16 protein-coding genes, 1 pseudogene and 1 riboswitch are annotated in these 17777 nt (G+C 38.0%); of the genes and pseudogenes, 4 read left to right on the forward strand and 13 right to left on the reverse strand.

Annotated elements, in window-relative coordinates:
* Nucleotides 1–262 precede the first annotated feature (262 nt).
* From V3595_RS07190 to V3595_RS07205, 4 genes and pseudogenes are all read right to left on the reverse strand, one after another.
* Entirely contained in the window at nt 263–2254 is a 1992-nt protein-coding gene (locus V3595_RS07190; RefSeq protein WP_485906217.1) for an alkyl/aryl-sulfatase, read from the reverse strand.
* Nucleotides 2255–2608: 354 nt separating this feature from the next.
* A complete protein-coding gene (locus tag V3595_RS07195) occupies nt 2609–3094 on the reverse strand; it encodes a DUF2975 domain-containing protein (protein ID WP_485906219.1) in 486 nt (161 codons plus the stop codon).
* Between the two features lie 300 nt (nt 3095–3394).
* Nucleotides 3395–3816 (reverse strand): annotated as a pseudogene (locus tag V3595_RS07200) (transposase); the annotation flags it as partial.
* 232 nt (nt 3817–4048) lie between these two features.
* Nucleotides 4049–4927: a LysR family transcriptional regulator gene (locus V3595_RS07205; RefSeq protein WP_485906221.1), complete on the reverse strand. Its 879-nt coding sequence runs from the start codon at nt 4925–4927 to the stop codon at nt 4049–4051.
* A gap of 235 nt (nt 4928–5162) precedes the next feature.
* On the opposite strand from V3595_RS07205, the gene V3595_RS07210 reads away from it, so the two are divergent.
* The gene (locus tag V3595_RS07210; protein WP_485906223.1) at nt 5163–5792 is read left to right on the forward strand and encodes a chromate transporter; all 630 of its coding nucleotides are present in this window, start codon (nt 5163–5165) and stop codon (nt 5790–5792) included.
* 48 nt (nt 5793–5840) lie between these two features.
* On the forward strand, nt 5841–6386 hold the full coding sequence (locus V3595_RS07215; RefSeq protein WP_485906225.1) for a chromate transporter: 546 nt from the start codon (nt 5841–5843) through the stop codon (nt 6384–6386).
* Nucleotides 6387–6631: 245 nt separating this feature from the next.
* Here V3595_RS07215 and V3595_RS07220 read toward each other — a convergent pair whose 3' ends face one another.
* The 4 genes from V3595_RS07220 to hutG form a co-directional block, all read right to left on the reverse strand.
* The gene (locus tag V3595_RS07220) at nt 6632–7948 is read right to left on the reverse strand and encodes a Na+/H+ antiporter NhaC family protein (RefSeq protein WP_485906227.1); all 1317 of its coding nucleotides are present in this window, start codon (nt 7946–7948) and stop codon (nt 6632–6634) included.
* A gap of 189 nt (nt 7949–8137) precedes the next feature.
* Nucleotides 8138–8245, reverse strand: a riboswitch (SAM riboswitch).
* 323 nt (nt 8246–8568) lie between these two features.
* Complete coding sequence (locus V3595_RS07225) at nt 8569–9240, reverse strand: SOS response-associated peptidase (protein WP_485906229.1); 672 nt, start codon at nt 9238–9240, stop codon at nt 8569–8571.
* A 60-nt stretch (nt 9241–9300) separates the two neighbouring features.
* Nucleotides 9301–9456: a hypothetical protein gene (locus tag V3595_RS07230; RefSeq protein WP_153246094.1), complete on the reverse strand. Its 156-nt coding sequence runs from the start codon at nt 9454–9456 to the stop codon at nt 9301–9303.
* A gap of 283 nt (nt 9457–9739) precedes the next feature.
* Nucleotides 9740–10696, reverse strand: a complete 957-nt coding sequence (gene hutG, locus V3595_RS07235) for a formimidoylglutamase (protein WP_485906231.1) — start codon at nt 10694–10696, stop codon at nt 9740–9742.
* 123 nt (nt 10697–10819) lie between these two features.
* On the opposite strand from hutG, the gene V3595_RS07240 reads away from it, so the two are divergent.
* Complete coding sequence (locus tag V3595_RS07240) at nt 10820–11722, forward strand: LysR family transcriptional regulator (protein WP_485906233.1); 903 nt, start codon at nt 10820–10822, stop codon at nt 11720–11722.
* 238 nt (nt 11723–11960) lie between these two features.
* On the opposite strand, the gene V3595_RS07245 is transcribed toward V3595_RS07240, so the two are convergent.
* The 5 genes from V3595_RS07245 to V3595_RS07265 all read right to left on the reverse strand — a co-directional run bounded on the left by V3595_RS07245 (nt 11961) and on the right by V3595_RS07265 (nt 16108).
* Nucleotides 11961–12491, reverse strand: a complete 531-nt coding sequence (locus tag V3595_RS07245) for an SF0329 family protein (RefSeq protein ID WP_485906234.1) — start codon at nt 12489–12491, stop codon at nt 11961–11963.
* A gap of 348 nt (nt 12492–12839) precedes the next feature.
* Nucleotides 12840–13595 carry an amino acid ABC transporter ATP-binding protein gene (locus V3595_RS07250; RefSeq protein ID WP_101221855.1) on the reverse strand — a complete coding sequence of 252 codons (756 nt, stop codon included), beginning with the start codon at nt 13593–13595 and terminating at the stop codon, nt 12840–12842.
* Nucleotides 13596–13615: 20 nt separating this feature from the next.
* Nucleotides 13616–14329: an amino acid ABC transporter permease gene (locus V3595_RS07255; RefSeq protein ID WP_241588817.1), complete on the reverse strand. Its 714-nt coding sequence runs from the start codon at nt 14327–14329 to the stop codon at nt 13616–13618.
* Nucleotides 14330–14341: 12 nt separating this feature from the next.
* The gene (locus V3595_RS07260) at nt 14342–15049 is read right to left on the reverse strand and encodes an amino acid ABC transporter permease (RefSeq protein ID WP_137018429.1); all 708 of its coding nucleotides are present in this window, start codon (nt 15047–15049) and stop codon (nt 14342–14344) included.
* A 186-nt stretch (nt 15050–15235) separates the two neighbouring features.
* Entirely contained in the window at nt 15236–16108 is an 873-nt protein-coding gene (locus V3595_RS07265; RefSeq protein WP_485906236.1) for a transporter substrate-binding domain-containing protein, read from the reverse strand.
* Nucleotides 16109–16485: 377 nt separating this feature from the next.
* On the opposite strand from V3595_RS07265, the gene V3595_RS07270 reads away from it, so the two are divergent.
* The gene (locus V3595_RS07270) at nt 16486–17670 is read left to right on the forward strand and encodes an acyl-CoA dehydrogenase family protein (RefSeq protein ID WP_485906238.1); all 1185 of its coding nucleotides are present in this window, start codon (nt 16486–16488) and stop codon (nt 17668–17670) included.
* Nucleotides 17671–17777: the final 107 nt, after the last annotated feature.

The raw sequence follows: 17777 nt of genomic DNA on the forward strand, positions 1-17777 counted from the left end.
CCCATCACTCCATTTTTTTATATTTTCACAAAACCTCAGCCACATAGGAAGCGCTTACAATTCCTTTCGAATTACAAAACTCGAAATTTTCTTTTTACGGTTATTGACTTTTGTTCTGTAACTATTAGGAGCGTTTTATAAAAAATTAAAAACGAAACAGGATGCCTACAGGATTAATTAATACATTCAAACCCACGAGACTACAAAGTAGACTCGTGGGTAACCGACCCATCCTGGTTTCAGAATATGAAGTGGTTGATTATCACGGAGTTACGATATTAACCTTTGGTTGGAATTGATCCAGCAAAGTCAGGAAATCTTCAAACTGTTTTTTATCACCGGAAATGGCAACTTTACCGGCTGCTTCCATTTTGGATAAATCTTCACGTCCCAGAGCAATCTGATAGAAGGTTATTCTATCTAATGTTAATGCTGCATCAGGGTTGGACGCCGTTTTCCCTTTTTTGAAGTTCAATACAGAATTATTCAAATCGATCGTGTAATTGGTTTTCGAATCTGTAAATGTCAAATTGAATGTCATATTTTTATTTTCCGCTTTCATTCCATTTAATTTAATGGACAAGAATTTCAGGAAATCTTCCATTGGCATATTGAGCAGCGTATCGAGATTCATCATTCCTCCACTTCCCTTCGAGTCTGCCACACCATTCCTTAACTCGTCTGCGCCGGTAAGATAGAAATTACGCCACACAGAAGATTCAGCTGTGTATCCTAATTGCTCATAAGCTTTAGCCAATAAATTTTTTGCTTCTGTATTTTTCGGGTTGGCCATGACGACATGCTTTAAGACTTGAGCCACCCAGCGATATTCCCCTCTTTTATAATCAAGTTTTGCCTGTTTAATGACCTTCTTTTCCCCACCCATATATTGTACATATTTAACGCCCGATTCCTCTTGTGGTAATGGATCCAAGTCGGATGGATTACCGTTGAAATATCCTAAATAAAAGTTGTACACCGCTTTTACGTTGTGTTTCAATGTTCCGTAATACCCCCGATTGGCCCAGACTTTATCCAACTTTTCAGGAAGCTTTAACTCTTCCGCGATTTCATCAGGTGTAAGACCTAAATTAGCTAATCGTATGGTTTGGTCATGAATATATTTGTACAAATCACGCTGACTTTCCAACTGCTCCAGAACATCGTCCCTTCCCCATATGGGCCATGTATGGGCCGTAACCATAGCATCTATATCTTCGTTTCCAAACAGATCAACTGTTTCATCAAGTGCTTTCACCCATTTTAGGGTATCTCTGGTTTTAGCTCCCCTTAATGTATAAATATTATGTAACGTGTGTCCGGTGTTTTCCGCTACCACTAAAGTTTTGTAATCATTGATATAATAATGCATTTCAGATGGAGCTTCCGAATCCGGCGTCAATAAAAATTTAAATGTAATTCCGTCTATTTCCACCGTTTGAATATCATCCTTCACTTCCATTGTTGGAGGTAAATAGCTAAAAGTTCCGTTACTTAATCCTGGGCCAATACCAGAAGTAACAAATCCCCTTTCATTTGCGGTTAAGAGATTTCCAAACATATAACCTGCACGGCGAGACATTATATTGCCTAAAAGAATGTTTTCACTTAGCGCTTCATCGTTAAAACCTGCTGGGACAATAATCGGCACCTTAGCTGGATTGTCAGCGTATTGAGCAATGCCTTTCATACCACCAAAGTGATCCGCATGACTGTGACTAATAACAATTGCACTTACTGGATTTTTGGGCCGATGTTCAAAATAAAGCTCCATGGCTGCTTTTGCCGTTTCAATTGTAGAAAGTGTATCCAAAACTATTAATCCTGTTTTTCCTTCCACAATGGTAAGCACTGATAAATCCTGGCCCCGAACTTGATAAACGCCATCTACCACTTTAAATAAGCCTGTTATATTTTGTAATTGAGCCTGCCGCCACAAACTTGGATTTACAGTAAAACTTGCCGGCTGATCTTCTTTTATGAATGAATATCGATTACTATCCCAAACTACGTCACCTTTTGAATTTTTAATTGGATTCATATTCAAAGGCGCAATGAATCCTTTATGTGCATTCTTGAAATCTTCCTTATCTTTAAAATTCAACTGTTCATAAAAAGCCTTATTTGCTGAAATTGTTGCATCTGTCGCCGGCATCGGCTCATCTGACGCAGCCTTTGTAACAGAAGACCCTGCCAGTAAAACAAATACAATGGGAACGGATACAATTCCTTTAATAAAAGATACTTTGGACATTTCATACCCCTTTCTACATAGATATCATGTTATCTATTCCGAATGTTGCAGCAGTAAACTTTCTCTTTTTTTAGAAATTTTTAGAATAATATGAATTTATTTTATAATTAATTTGACTTTAAGTATATTTCCTATTTCTAATGGTAACTTCAATTTTATTTATATAAAGGCTATGTTAAATTCTAATGTTGATATTTGACCATAAGAAAACCGCCTTGGTGAAAAGGCGGTTCATTGAGCTATCGTCCCCGTAGTTAAATAAATTAGTTGTGTCTGTTTTTATTGAGTGTCTTCGTCGCTTTTGTACAACAAAAATCACCTGGCTGACAATCAAAAGTCTTACATATCCGTTAATCATTCATTTTTTGACTTCATATCTGGGGCATTTTTTAATGGATTTTGAAGGGCGTCCACAATGGCTGCGATGATACTTGTTGCTAAAATACCCATTAGACATAATGATGTAGGACCCGCTGCATCATCACTACCTGTAACTTTAGCAAGCACCCTTAAGCTTACTATTCCTAACAAAATGAGGAAAATGACTGTAAAAGCACATTTCTTTATAATCTTCAAAGATTTAAGGGATAATTCAGAGAAAGCATTGTTCTTTTCGATGTAGGTTAATAGTTTATATGCTTGATACAACGCAACAGAAAACGCAATACAGAATCCGTATGCACATACTAAAAAGGGGATTAGGAAGTAAGCCGTATCTGGATGTACCCTTGCATCCCTAACGGCTATCTCAGGCAACCAGATACACAAAGCAAGCACTGCAATTCCAGCCAGAAAAATAATTACCTTTAAGAAAGTGGTTGAACCTCGTTTAACATTCATTTAAAACACCTCACTTATTTAATGACAACATGATTTTAGCATATTATTTATCGTATTACAGTAAATTTATATTGTTTTCATTTATATTATTATTGTTATTGAAATATCCTTTTAATTTTGACAAAAATAAAAAGCACTTCTCATTACAAAGAAATGCTCTTACTTTAAAATGTTAAATTTACAACTTGTTCAACAAAACTGCCCGTTAGCTTAACAAGAATAAGCAGAGAGCCGAAGTTTGGTATTCGTGTCGGTCACAGTAAATAGGCACGATTTGACCAACATATTTTTCTTATTCGATGACGAAAGAATTTTATGCCGCCAGTAAAACAAGGTTACATGCGTCACCGCATTACCTAATTGCTCGGTACATTTTCTCAACGACTAGCCCTCAATCATGCATTCGATGAACCGAACCCAAAGATGTGGTCTTCTGGTGCGTTGAAGATCGCGTGTTTGTGAGGTCGTGAAGGTTTTATGGCAGGCTTTACAGCGGTAACGCTGCTGTTTCACCTCTCCAGCACGTGTTTTGATAACGAATTTACCAAATCGCACAACAAAATGGCTGTCGAAATGTGGGCAGACAAGACCAGCTTTATGCTTTTGTTCCTGATTTCATCAATTGCACGAATAGGAGCCGACATCGGTTTCGTTCGAGACTGCAAGAAATATACAAGTTCCTGTTTACCGCTTTCATTTAATGCTTCGGCGAGCTTCTTTATTTATTTAACATAGCCTATATAAAAAATAACAATCCCTTTGTTTGTCTAACCGAAGGCTGAAGAACCAAATACAAAATGCCCCTCCCGATAGGGAAGAGCTTTAATGAATACGCAATGCTGTATATTCAATTTGCTATGACTTTTGCAAGGCAAGGTGTCCGGGGCCACACCGTTTCCCCAAAACTGAAAACGCTGCCAAAATGTAATGGTAAACGAAGGTAGCTTTCATTCCTTATTGAAGAAAATCAACAAATTTAGACACCCCTATTTTATTGAATCGCTTGTTTTTCCTGACTAGCCATAAATTTCTTGTTATTTCTATTCTGGAAATACCCACTTTCCGCAAAAAGCCTTGCTCCAATTCCCTGGCCACTGTCAACCTTGGTAAAATGCTGATTCCAAGTCCAGCTTCAACCGCACTTTTTATCGCTTGTGTACTGCCAATCTCCATGTAGCTTTCTATTTTTTCTAAAACCCCATGCTCCCTTAACATGTTTTCTACGATAAGCCGAGTTCCGGAAATGGATTCACGCCAAATCATCCTTTCATTTCCCAATTCCTCTAGCTGAATTTCTTTTCTGTCTTTCCATGGGTGGTCGGATGGACATACCAATATCAATTCGTCTTCGGCGAACTTGTCTACAATAAAATCGGTGTTTTCCACAAGTCCTTCCACCAAGGCCAAATCAATGACATCGTTTGAAAGATCCTCCAGAACCCGGGGGGTATTTTTTATCGTTAAGGTAACTTTTATTTCAGGCTGTTGTTTTTTAAATCTCCCCAGCAAGCTCGGCAACAAATACTCACCGATAGTCAAGGATGCCCCTACTATAAGGTTTGCATTGTACTCTCCCGTTGATTGCTGAATCACTTCTTTTGAATGGTTGAAGTCATTTACAATAGCTTTTGCAAAAGGGTATAACAGCTTTCCTGCTTCTGTAACTCTCAGCCTTCCTTCCTCACGGTCAAATAACAAAGTGTTATAATAATTTTCCAGTTGATGGATTTGACGTGTTACAGCGGGTTGAGATAGGAAACTTAACCTAGCTGCCTGGCTTATACTTCCTTCATCCACCACTAAACAAAACATTTTCAGATTTTCCAATTTCAAGAAAACGACCTCCATGTTTTTTGATAGTTTATTAAAATGATAGCATCATTAGGTAAATGGTGAAATGAAAATAGTGTGATACATACTGAGGCTAGGCGGCATTCTTTATAAAACGGATAAATCTTCTGGGTATAACGTTTTGTTATACCCGATGATTTTGTTGCAATTTACCCATCCCTTTTTCTTTGATATGTTAATAATAAGATTTAAACAAAGCATGCAAAGGAAGTGACTGATGTCAATGAAAGGGCAATGGAAAATTCTATTCCAATTATTTTGGACCTTTTTTAAAATAGCACCTGTCACATTCGGAGGCGGGTTTGCGATGATCCCTTTAATCGAAAAAGAAGTGGTCGAAAAGAGAAAATGGATGAAAAGCGAAGAAGTTACGGATGTTTTTGCGTTATCTCAGTCCGTACCGGGAGCTGTCGCCATTAACTCCGCCACCTTTATCGGCCATCGGATTGCCGGAATGAAGGGGGCATTGGCAGCCATGATCGGTGTTTCATTACCTACCTTTTTAATTGTTCTGCTCCTCGGCATTTTGTATTTTTTCATTCATGATAACCCGAAGATAGAATCCGCATTCGTATCGATCAGAGCTTCCATAGTAGCCATCATCGCCTATGCGGCTATCAAGATTGGAAAAACGGCTATTGTAGACAAAACAACTTTCTGTATTTTAATAGTAGGAATTCCAGTCCTTTTCTTTCTGCACCCTGTGATGGTTATATTAGCAGGAGCTTTTGCTGGTATTGTGACCATCACCATTAAGAGAAAATTAGGTTACGATGTCAAGTTGGACAGAAAAGATATAGGAAATGAAGAAAATGATTTCGAACCTTTCATGGGTGCTGGCATATAGGTATATCAAAAAAGGGTCTAACTAATTTTCAAGAAAGTGTGTGATGGAATGATGGAATTGTGGGAGTTGTTTAGCACCTTCTTTATTATCGGCTTTGTATCGTTTGGAGGCGGATACGCCATGATTCCCGTAATAGAATCGGAAGTCTCACAGCATGGATGGATGACGACGCAGCAATTTACTGATATCATCGCGATTTCCGGTATGTCCCCAGGACCTGTCACTGCCAATAGTGCCATTCTTGTTGGCTATTCTACTGCTGGATTTGCAGGGGCCATTTCATCTGCTCTCGGAATCTTGCTTCCTGCTATTATATTCGTAACCGTTATAGCCACCTTCTTCAGCAAATTGAATCATTACCCAGTTATTCAATCCATGTTCTACGGACTAAGACCCATTGTCACTAGTTTAATCCTCTTTGCAGCAATCAGCTTTGCACTTTCCAATAATATGATAGCGCTGAACTTTTCTTGGCATACGATAAGCTTATTACTCGTTTTTGGATTATCGTTATTTGCCCTATTGAAATTACGCTGGCACCCAGCCTATATAATTATTCTTTCCGGTTTAGTTGGTGTTGTCCTCTATTCATGACAGGTGTCGCACACACAACCATCATTAATTTGGACCGGAATTAAGCAGTTATTTTGTTATGAAAAAAATTGTTTACCAAAAGCTTAGTTCAGATGAATACGGCCTTGATTAGTTCCTGAACACCGAGAAACAATTATACTAACATAAGAGCGATGATGACTTCTGAAAATTTATGTTTTAGTATTTCACCCATACAGAAAACACCCTGTATCCAATGATTCAGGGTGTTTTCTTATTATTCTCTTTTAAGAAGTACGTTTCTTCGTTTCATCATTTCCCGGCTGAAACCGTGGAAAACCAATCAGGATGGCAATGACGCCACAAAGTCCAATTAGTATTGGGTAATATGAATACTGCAAGATGCTTATCGGAGAAATCTTTGCTACCCCTGCTGCAACAAGCAGTTGTGCTCCATACGGTATCAACCCTTGGATACAACATGCAAATATGTCAAGCAAGCTCGCTGATTTACGCGGATCAATCCCATACTTTTCAGCGATATTTTTGGCAAGTGGCCCGGCAATGATAATCGAAATCGTGTTATTTGCCGTTGAAAGGTTTGTCAAACCAACAAGCCCGGCAATGCTGAATTCCGCCCCTTTTTTTGATTTGCTATTTCGGGTCACTAGGTGGAGTAGATAATCGATGCCACCATTATGTTTGATTACAGCTACCATACCTGCAATTAAAATGGCAAGGAAGGAGATTTCATACATTCCCGCCATTCCTTCTCCAACTTTTTGGATGACACCCAACGGTTGATAACTTCCATCAACCAAGCCGATAATTCCGGCAAATACGATTCCGATGGAAAGGACCAAGAACACATTGACTCCTGCCAATGCAGTGATCAATACGCAAAGATATGGAAGAATCTTCACCCAATTATAAGACTGTTGGGAGATGTCGGCTTGTTCACCCATCGTTAAAATTCCTAGGATGGCACATGTGATGATGGCCGCAGGTAAAACGATGAAAAAATTTACTTTAAACTTATCCTTCATTTTCGTTCCCTGAGTTCGAACTGCAGCGATTGTCGTATCTGAAATGAAGGAAAGGTTATCCCCAAACATCGCACCACCAATAACGGCCGCCATTGAAAGGGCAAGCGAAATATCTGTTTGCTCACTAATCCCGACCCCTATAGGTGCCAGTGCAACAATCGTTCCCATGCTTGTCCCCATGGATAAAGAAATAAAACAAGCAATAATGAAAATCCCTACCATTAATAGATTTTGCGGAAAAACAGCTAAGGCAAGATTCACTGTTGATTCAACTGCCCCCATGCCATTGGCAACTTCGGCAAAAGCGCCAGCTAAAAGGAAAATGATAACCATTAACATAATATTGGCGTCCCCGGCACCTTTACAGAAAATATCAACCTTTTGATTGAATGTCTCTTTCCGATTCATTGCCAATGCAGCTGCCGAAGCAATTGAAATCGCTACAATCACCGGAAATGAATAAAAATCTTTAGTGATGATTCCGGACCCTATAAATAAAATTAAAAATACGACAAATGGGATCAATGCCCATGGATTCCCTTTATTGTTTGCACTCATGATGTACACCTCTTTTTATTTTTCCCGCGACATGTGTCACAGCTCTTATTCTATTAACAGTTTTCGCAAATAACACCAGTTTGAACTTGATTATCAAGTCATGGAGCTATAGCAAAAAAACTGTCAGCATAAAAAAGACCCCTTCTATTTAACAACAAGAAGAGGTCTTTTAATTTATAAAAAACACCCTTCTTATCTTTCAGGCGAAAATCAGCCTGCTGGATTTGGCACAGCACTCCTATTAAGTCCGCTGCCGAGACATCTTCGGGCCAGTCCCTCCGTCTCTCTTGATAAGAAGATCTAAATTATATAATTTATCAAAAATTACGATGTCTACCAGAAAAGTACCAGGCTGGAAACCTGCCGAAACCAATCTAGTTTCTGAAAGTGACATCGAAAGTCGTTTTGAAAAGCAAATATAAGAGTACAGCATTTTGTCAATTTTCGCAAGGTTTAATTTTAAATTTTTTCACATGCACTCCTTACTGATTATAAAGAGTCTTGACATGTGCAGTTAATCAGTTATTTTCAATACGAAGCTCTTGTGATATTTAGATAAAACCCCGCATATAGCCATTTATCGGGACGGAATTCATATAAAAAAGAGGTCTAATGACCTCTCAGCAAATTTGTTGTATTAGGTTAGATGAATTATTTTTGGTCGAGTTCACATCAGTCGATACCTCAAAGGCTTCCATCTGTTCCGAATCGAATGACTTTAAATACTGCTGCAGATATGCAGGATCATTATTGGTTGGATTCAACCAATCTTTTTCATCTTCTGGTTTAAGGATGACAGGCATACGATCATGAATGCTGGTCATTAGCTCATTAGGAACGGTTGTTATAACGGAGCACGAATAGACGCTGATGCCTTCAGGAGATTTCCAGGATTCCCAGATACCCGCCATTCCAAATGGAGCATGATTCTTCAGTTTTATTCGCATCGGTATTTTTCTTTCCGGTGTCTTCTTCCATTCATAAAAAGAGTCAGCGATTATCAAGCATCTCTTCTTTTTATACGCATTCCTGAAGCTTGCTTTCTCAGCAATGGTTTCCGCTCTGGCATTGATCATTTTGTAGCCCACTTTTTCGTCTTTAGCCCAGAAAGGAATGAGTCCCCACCGAAGATATCCAAGTCGATTCCTTGCCCCGTCATTAATGACGGAGAGCACGGATTGGGAGGGAGCAATATTGTAGCTGAATTGGTATTCCTCATCAAACGATCCTTGAATATCAAACCGATCTTTTATTTCTTCAATGTCAGTGAAAAGGGTAAAACGTCCACACATACTATCGCCTACCGTATTAGAATTTATTACAGTGTAACAAATCGAACGGACAGGCACAAATCAGCGTTCTAAAATCCTGATGTCGGTAAATGGTTGATTAAATAATTCGCTGGAAATCAAAAGAGTTCCAAGGACTTCTCTTTCATCTTCAGCTTTAATGATTTCCGACAAGATCAAGGTACTGCCATTCCTGACCGTCACTTTATATTCATTCATAAAAAATCCCCCCTAGATGGTTGTTATTATAAACCAAAAACCCACAAGTATCAGTAGTGAACTTTGGCAGAGTCATGGTTAATCCTATAACGGGGAGTGAAGCAATGGCCGGGACCATTAACCCGTGTAAAGGAGGCGTAAAAAAGACTGTCCATGAATGATTCACGGACAGTCTGGGTGCTGTCAAAGGTTTTAGCTTCAATACTGATAATTGATCATGGAGATAACATTGAGGAATGCTGGAAGGACCAAATTGGAATTGCCCCTCTTCCATGTCCATTCATTATTTAAAATGCAGCAAAACTTCATTTATTAAATGTGCTGCCAATGTTACGGTTTTATTATTTTCGTCCAACGAAGGATTCACTTCCGAAATGTCAAAGGAGAGGATCTTTTCATTCGATACGATATGCCTAATAATCGCACGGACCAATTTCGGATTCATTCCAAACGGCGATGGTGCACTTACCCCAGGTGCGTAGGCTGAATCAATAACGTCCGTACATAATGTAAGCATAATGTAGTCATTTTTATTAACGAATTCATTTATCCGCCTCTTTGTTTCATCCATTTCGTTCAATGACAAATCTTCTTCCAATATGTAGTCGACCTTACTTCTCTCAGCGGTTTCAAACAGTGCCTTCGTATTCCCCTGCTTCTGAATTCCGACACATAAATATCCACAACTTTGATCTTCGTCCAAAATCTGCTTAAACATTGTTCCTGATGAACTTTCTTTTTCATAAGGCCTCATATCAAAGTGCGCGTCAATATTAATGATCCCCAATCTAGCTTTTGGTCCAATGGATTTCCTTATCCCAAGATAATGGCCATACAGGGTTTCGTGCCCTCCCCCAAGTATGATAGGAATCGCTTTAGTCTCCAATATCCGGTCAACAGCCGATCCCAGTTCGAATTGGGCGGCCTCCATTTCCGTACTTTCACATATTACATCGCCAGCATCCACCAGCTCGGTTTGGGACGGTAAATGACAGGGTAATTTCGCCAAGTACTGCCTAATATGATCAGGACCCTCTGCAGCACCAATCCTGCCTTTATTCCTTTTGACGCCTTCATCACATTTGAAGCCAATCAACCCAAAGGTCTTTGATGCATTGGAAGAGATGGCTAATTCCGATATCGAAGCCAAGCGTACTCTTTGGTGGTATCTGAAGCTATCCATGTCAGATTGGGAATCAATTCTTCCATTCCAATATTTTGAAGTCGGATTAGTATACATAATTTCTCCTTTATTTAAAAAATTCCGAAATATCTTTTTTTAAAATTATAAATGAGATAATATATAATTACCAATACAAAAATTCAATATATATATAGTTTAAAGCTATAGAAAGGAGAATAAATGGATCTTCGTCAACTTCGGTATTTCACTACCACCGTCCAGGAAAAGAATTTCTCAAAAGCGGCAAAAATGCTGCATATATCACAACCTTCCCTAAGTAATGCCATAATGAAATTAGAAAATGAAGTTAGTTTACAGCTTTTGGAACGTAATACAAGGGGTCTTGAGCTTACGGAAGCAGGGGGTCTTTTTTATACGAGATCTGTTGATCTGTTAAGAAGATTCGATAATATGCAAGTTGAGCTTAAGGAAATGAAAGATGTTGGAAGCGGAACAGTATCTATAGGTTCCATAGAATCATTCAAATTTTGGTTCCCGAAGATAATCAGGAATTTTAAAACCAATTATCCTAATATTCATATAAAAGTAAGGGAAATATTAGGGGAAGAGAAAGTTTTCGATTCGTTGACTCGGTATAATGTTCATTTCACCATCACGAACCAGCCCATCAACAACGATGAAATTCTGTCCACTCCCCTTTATAATGAAAAATTCATGCTTTTGATCCATAAAGATGACGAGTTAAATGAAAAAGAGTCCATCACTTTCCAAGACATTGCAAAAAAAGAATTGATCATCAGTACAACTGGATTTCAAACAAGAGATGATATCTTAAGAGCATTTAAGGATGAAAATGCAATTCCAAATATACTATACGAAATAGAAAGGCTTGAAACGGCTTGCAGTTTGGTGGAAGAAGGGCTTGGGGTTACAATTTTACCGGAAAGCTATATAAAATCCGCTGCAACCCCCAATACTGCCATTCGTCCGATTGATTCAAATTTTTTGGAAAGGACTGTTTATCTGGCTTTTTTGAAAGATCGATATCTATCTCCTGCTGTATGTAGGTTAGTCGAGGACATACATAGCTTTTTTAAGTGGGATGTTAGGAACGATGCCTAAATGCTGATTCTCTAATTTAATGGAAAAGACACCATGGTTCATTGTGATTCACTTTATATAAAGAAAACACTTTAGACTTCCTGCCAATGAGCTAGGTTTCCCACTCATATTTGCAGGAGGTTCATGTGTTTTCACTATCCATCCATATTGTTTTTCCTCACTAATTAATAACGTCCTAACGCTCACACTTCCACGCCAAGTAAAATACTTGTTCAATAATTATTCATTATAGCGCTTTTTAGGAAGTTCTTATTCCCTTTGCTTCACATCGCAAGTTATAAAAATACTGGATAATTTCCTTTTCATTTAGGATAGATTTTTTAAGTCCCTGTAACGTACGCATCCCAACTCTTCTATCTATCAGAGAAAGAATCTTTATAATCATATCATCTGATTTTAAGGAAATTTCTATTGGTAAATTAAAATATTCTTCAACCGCATTTAAAAAGTCATACTGTGCAAAAATCCCCTCTGCTTTAATCATTTCATGTGCTTGTATCCCTATCTCATAGTTCTGATTTCCATTATAGACATTGTATTCAATACTTTTGGCATTTCTTATTTCATTTTCTTTTCTGAACATTACTCTATCAGATGTTATCGTACACATATTTAGGATTTCCTTTTTATCAACAGTAATAAAAGCTCGTCCTAATCGGTCGTGAGCCTTTCGATAATTCGTAACAGTAAACTGAACTCTATTTTTTAGAGAGTCACAGATAAAACTCTCTAACTTTTTCTTTACTTTACTCCATTGTTGATTACGCAAGTTTTTATTCTCCTTTACAGTTTTCAATTTCCACAAAAGTATATTTCTTTCATTATTCTATTCTGCTTGTTAATGAACTGTAGAGGTATATGTTTAAAGAGTCAAAATCTACACAAGTTTAGCCATCTTTATTTTTGCGTTCGGTCACTTCTTGAAATGCTTGTTCACTTGCAGAAAATGATGATGCAAGTAAATGGATAAAGAATTCTTTCAACCGATGTATTTTTGCTTAATTCAATTTTTAAATTTTTACTATCAATTCACTTAACGTCATTCTGAATCCCTCTAACAAACGTTATTTTCATTCGTTTGTTTCAATCACATATCAAAAGAGAAAGTGAACATAACCTAAATATAAAAAATATAATCCTCCGGCAAGACTCTTTTTAAGAACCTCTTCGTTCTTTCTTCTTTTGGATTCACAAAAATTTCTTTAGGCGACCCCTCTTCCACTATGACACCTGCATCCATAAAAATCACTCTGTTTGCAACATCCTTTGCAAAAGACATTTCATGCGTGACAACTAACATCGTAGTTCCTTCTTTGGCGATTTGCTTCATCACCGTCAGTACTTCACCGACCAATTCCGGGTCCAATGCCGAAGTTGGTTCGTCAAATAAAATTATGTCAGGGTTTAAAGCAACCGCTCTCGCAATGCCCACCCTTTGCTGCTGCCCGCCTGAGAGTTCACTAGGGTAAGCACCATATTTTTCTGACAAGCCTACTTTATCCAATGCTTTTTTACCAATCTCATATGCTTCTGCTTTCGCAATCTTCCTTCCAATAACCAGTCCTTCCGTCACATTTTCCAATGCCGTTTTATTAGTGAAAAGATTATAATTTTGAAAAACAAAGGCTATCTTCTGCCTTATTCCATGAATCACTTTTTTAGATGCCGTTTTAAGACTTACATCAATATCACCAAAAACGGCATGTCCTTGATCTGCTTTTTCAAGAAAGTTAATGCATCGAAGTAAAGTTGTCTTACCTGAACCACTTGGACCCAGAATTACCACCACATCCCCCTTGTCTATATTTAAATCCACACCTTTTAAAATCTCATTCTCACCGAATGATTTATGAATATTTTTAATCTCTAGCATTTCGGCCACACCTCCTCATTTCAGATACTCACGGCTTTAAACCTGCTTACTCGTTTTTCATACCTTTTAAACAAGTATTCCACCAAACTACATAAAATTAGGTAAACAAGAAAGATATCAATATATGCTTCAACATAATTGTAGCCAACATTGGCAGCTACCTTGGCTTTTAAAGTGATTTCCTGCAATGACAAAGCATAACCTAATGATGTCGCTTTAATCAGATTGACTGTTGCTGTACATATATTCGGTAATGCCACTACCAATGTCTGTGGAATGATAATTCTTCTAAATGCTTGCACAGTTGTTAATCCGACAGCATAAGAAGCTTCAAGTTGCCCCTTGCTCACTGTGCTAATTGCCGAACGAAACACCTCTGTGAGAATAGCTGTCGTATTCAACGAGAAAACAATGAATGCGTACCATATCGGATTTACATCGTATACATTCATTTCGACAGCATACTTTTCAAATATAGAAGTCAGCATTAATGGCACACTGCTATATATAATGAAAATTTGGATAATGACGGGCGTTCCTCTGACAAATGAAACGTATATCTGTGCTAAGCGATTCAATACCGGGATTTGATTTATTCTTGATAAAGCAAGTAAAAACCCTAATGGCAAGGCAATAATCAAAGCAACAATTGTAATGAATAATGCGGTCGGCACCCCCGATAACGCTACAAAAAAGGTTTCCACTAAAAACCTATAATCCAGACCTTCTGACATTCTGTCACCCCTCTATGCAGTTGTTATCACTTGTTTTCCTTTACTGAATGCCTTTTCCAATTTTAAGAACAGTTGTTCAATGGCAATCGACAATGTCCAGTAAATAACCGCCAATGCAAGATAAATTTCTAATGCATGTGTGTTATAGTTCCCGGCGATTATAAGCTCTGCCTTCCCCATGATATCTATCAAGCCGATTGTATATGCTAAAGACCCTTCTTTCATTAATTCAAGTAAGCTGTTACCGAAGTTTGGTAATGCGACTACGAAAGCCTGGGGTAAAATAATTCTCCGGTAAGCTTGCGTATTGCTTAATCCAACGCTTACTGCCGCTTCAAATTGCCCTCTATCAATAGATTCAAGCGATGTTCTGATCACTTCTGACATTGCTGCCGCAAATTGAAGCGAAAAGGTTATGACTACAAATACTGCTTTATCAATATCATTAAGATTTATGCCAAATTTCCCTGCAATTGCAGGTATACCATAATAAGTCAAAAAAAGCAGAACTATAGAGGGCGTACATCTCAATACCGTTGTATATCCATAGGCAATTTTCCTGGCGATTTTACTATTTCCAAGTTTCATGACTGCTAAGATGAAACCTATGATTGTCCCGAACAAGACCGATAGACCCGTAACGATTAATGTTACTTTTAGAAAGGGAACTAACATTGGTACCGACTCTACTATGTAAGCTAAATCAAAGTATTTTTCCATGTTTCACCTCCATCTGCTTTCATTGAAGATTCGAATTTTCAAATCCAATCATTCTATTGAAGGCCAGTACCTAGAAACTTGCCATCTCTTAAAATACCAGAGTTATCCAAGAAAACCCATATTAAGAAAATGACAAGTCATAACCTATTGATTGACATTTTAATGCTTGTTTTGCTAAGGGCTTCGTTATCTCTCTACAGTTCCCAAAACTTCGAATAAATCCCGGCCATAAAACTTTTTGCTTAACTCATTCGTCTTCTTTTCGTCTTTAATTTTTTTAATCGCTTCATCATAAGCATCTGCGAATTTTTGTTCTTTTTTGTTGAATAATGGCCAGGTTTTAATGACTGCAAATTCATTGTAAACTAGATCATCCACTAAATTATGATAGGGGCCATCGTCGGCCACTTGCTTCTTAAAAGCTCCCTCGATCGCTATTCCACCGTCGACACGGCCTTCATTTACCCATTGAATTACATCTACAGTGAAGGCATCTCCGGCTTTCAATTTCACCTTATTGTCCGGATTGGCCTGATTATACTCATCAACGATCGTGTATTGAGCGTTATTTGCTGCGATTGGTGCTAAGGAGAAGCCCTTTGAAGCAAAGTCCTTGAGATTTTTGATCTTTGAATTTTCTTTCTTTAAAACAAGGCCCGCACTGCTTAATCCAAGGAATTCTTTAGGAAAGATGAACTTCTCAGTCCTTTCCTCTGTCCAGAAAGCATTTTTAACCCCCACTTGATATTTACCTTGTTCAATGCCTACTAACAGGTCATCGCTTGATGTGCCAATATATTCGAATTCGTATGCCGGTAGTAATTCATCAACCAATTTCATAACTTCCACATCATATCCAGTTGGATTTCCCTTCTCATCCAGCCAAGACATAGGTTTTGACGCTTGGTCATATGCTACTTTTACCTTTCGGACACCTGAAGTGCTACCTGAATTTGCATCGGCTTCATTACTTGTTGATGTACCTGATCCGCACCCCGCTAATATGGTTACAAACGCTAAACCGATAGTTAAAACATGGCGAAATTTTTTATTTTTCATAGTGAATCCCCTTTCGTTTTACGATGTTTTTTTTACTTGCATTTGTATTTCCTGAAATTCAAAGGAAATACATACATCACCTTCACCACTAAATACCAACTATTTAGGTAGGTTAAGTAAGTTATTTGGTTATAATCATAATAGATGGATACTTTTGTAAAGTCAATGTGTAGATTTAAAATTTTCAAGCAACTGCACACACCTGTTTTATTAAAAGAGTTGTAGTTATATGAAAATACAAGAGTCTTTCCGGAGGCATCGTTTATCTGCAAACCCTTAATTTCCTTGACAACTAAACACACCTTAATTATTATTTAAACCAATAAGATTAATAGGAATTGAAACAAAAACAGAAGGTAATAGAAGGAGGGAACCGTGTGATTAACCTATTCATTAAGACGGAGAGTCAAAAAGCGTGGCTGAAAAAATTATATGAAGTAGAATCAAAATTCAAAAATAATTCTGCTCAAATTGATGAATTGGCCTTTTTTCCGAAAGAACATATTCAAGATTTAATTCGTATGGGATATACAAGTTCAACTCTTCCCAAATCCTATGGTGGCGGAGGGTTAAAAGTTTATGACATGATTCTCCTTCAAGAAACATTGGCTAGTTTTGATTCAGCGACTGCGTTATCCATTGGTTGGAACCTTGGAGTGATAGGAGACCTTTTTGAACAGGAAAGTTGGACAAAACCGAACTTAGATTTTATTGCTGGGGAAGTTCTAAATGGCGCTTTAGTGAACCGTTCCGTTAGTGAAGCGCAAACTGGCAGTCCGACTCGCGGGGGACGCCCCGGAACGAAGGCAGTCAAAAAGGGAGATTATTGGGTTATTTCCGGACGTAAAACCTATACAACCATGTCCCCTGTTTTAACTTATTTCCTAGTTTCAGCATGGATCGAGGAAAGGCAAAAGGTTGGATTTTTTCTCCTGCATAAAGATTTGGATGGGCTCTACATAGATGAAACATGGGACGTAATTTCAATGAGGGGGACAGGAAGTCATGATTTGGTCCTTAAAGATGTTGAAGTGGATGATTCAAAACTTGTTGAGTTACCTGAAATGCCAAGTGGAAACAGATTCAATGCATGGATCCTTCATATTCCAGCCTGTTACCTTGGCATTGCGCAAGCTGCAAGGGATTACGCCATACACTTTGCCAATAACTATACTCCAAACAGTATAAATGCACCTATCAGCCAGCTGGCTAATGTCCAACAACTGTTAGGAGAAATTGATTTGGAATTAATGAAAGCCAGGCATTTCTTATATAGCGTTGCCGAGGCTTATGATGATGAATCACGAAGAATTCATTTCACAAATGAGCTGGGGGCTGCAAAACATATTGTTACAAACGCAGCCATTACAATTGTCGATAAAGCCATGCGAATAGTCGGTGCAAAAAGTCTTCAACGCAATAATCCACTACAAAGGCACTATAGGGATGTAAGAGCTGGTTTACACAATCCTCCGATGGACGATGTAACGATAAAGAATTTAGCAAAATTGGCAATTGAACAGACAAAATCCAATTTAAGCGGCCATCCACTTTTGAAATGATCAAATTTTATAAAAGAAACGCTATGAACTATAAATAACCCCTGAATTCTCTTTTCATAGAGAATCCAGGGGTTTTCCATTTTTTGAGTCATACAGAATTCGATTTT

This window comes from Bacillus sp. CFBP9009 (genome assembly GCF_036541465.1).
GTDB lineage: Bacteria > Bacillota > Bacilli > Bacillales > DSM-1321 > Peribacillus.

Bases quoted from the DNA above. Each gene is read 5' to 3' on its own strand.
- V3595_RS07190 (WP_485906217.1), bottom strand. From the start codon at position 2,254: ATGTCCAAAGTATCTTTTATTAAAGGAATTGTATCCGTTCCCATTGTA.
- V3595_RS07195 (WP_485906219.1), bottom strand. From the start codon at position 3,094: ATGAATGTTAAACGAGGTTCAACCACTTTCTTAAAGGTAATTATTTTT.
- V3595_RS07210 (WP_485906223.1), top strand. From the start codon at position 5,163: ATGTCAATGAAAGGGCAATGGAAAATTCTATTCCAATTATTTTGGACC.
- V3595_RS07215 (WP_485906225.1), top strand. From the start codon at position 5,841: ATGATGGAATTGTGGGAGTTGTTTAGCACCTTCTTTATTATCGGCTTT.
- V3595_RS07220 (WP_485906227.1), bottom strand. From the start codon at position 7,948: ATGAGTGCAAACAATAAAGGGAATCCATGGGCATTGATCCCATTTGTC.
- V3595_RS07225 (WP_485906229.1), bottom strand. From the start codon at position 9,240: ATGTGTGGACGTTTTACCCTTTTCACTGACATTGAAGAAATAAAAGAT.
- V3595_RS07230 (WP_153246094.1), bottom strand. From the start codon at position 9,456: ATGAATGAATATAAAGTGACGGTCAGGAATGGCAGTACCTTGATCTTG.
- hutG (WP_485906231.1), bottom strand. From the start codon at position 10,696: ATGTATACTAATCCGACTTCAAAATATTGGAATGGAAGAATTGATTCC.
- V3595_RS07240 (WP_485906233.1), top strand. From the start codon at position 10,820: ATGGATCTTCGTCAACTTCGGTATTTCACTACCACCGTCCAGGAAAAG.
- V3595_RS07250 (WP_101221855.1), bottom strand. From the start codon at position 13,595: ATGCTAGAGATTAAAAATATTCATAAATCATTCGGTGAGAATGAGATT.
- V3595_RS07255 (WP_241588817.1), bottom strand. From the start codon at position 14,329: ATGTCAGAAGGTCTGGATTATAGGTTTTTAGTGGAAACCTTTTTTGTA.
- V3595_RS07260 (WP_137018429.1), bottom strand. From the start codon at position 15,049: ATGGAAAAATACTTTGATTTAGCTTACATAGTAGAGTCGGTACCAATG.
- V3595_RS07265 (WP_485906236.1), bottom strand. From the start codon at position 16,108: ATGAAAAATAAAAAATTTCGCCATGTTTTAACTATCGGTTTAGCGTTT.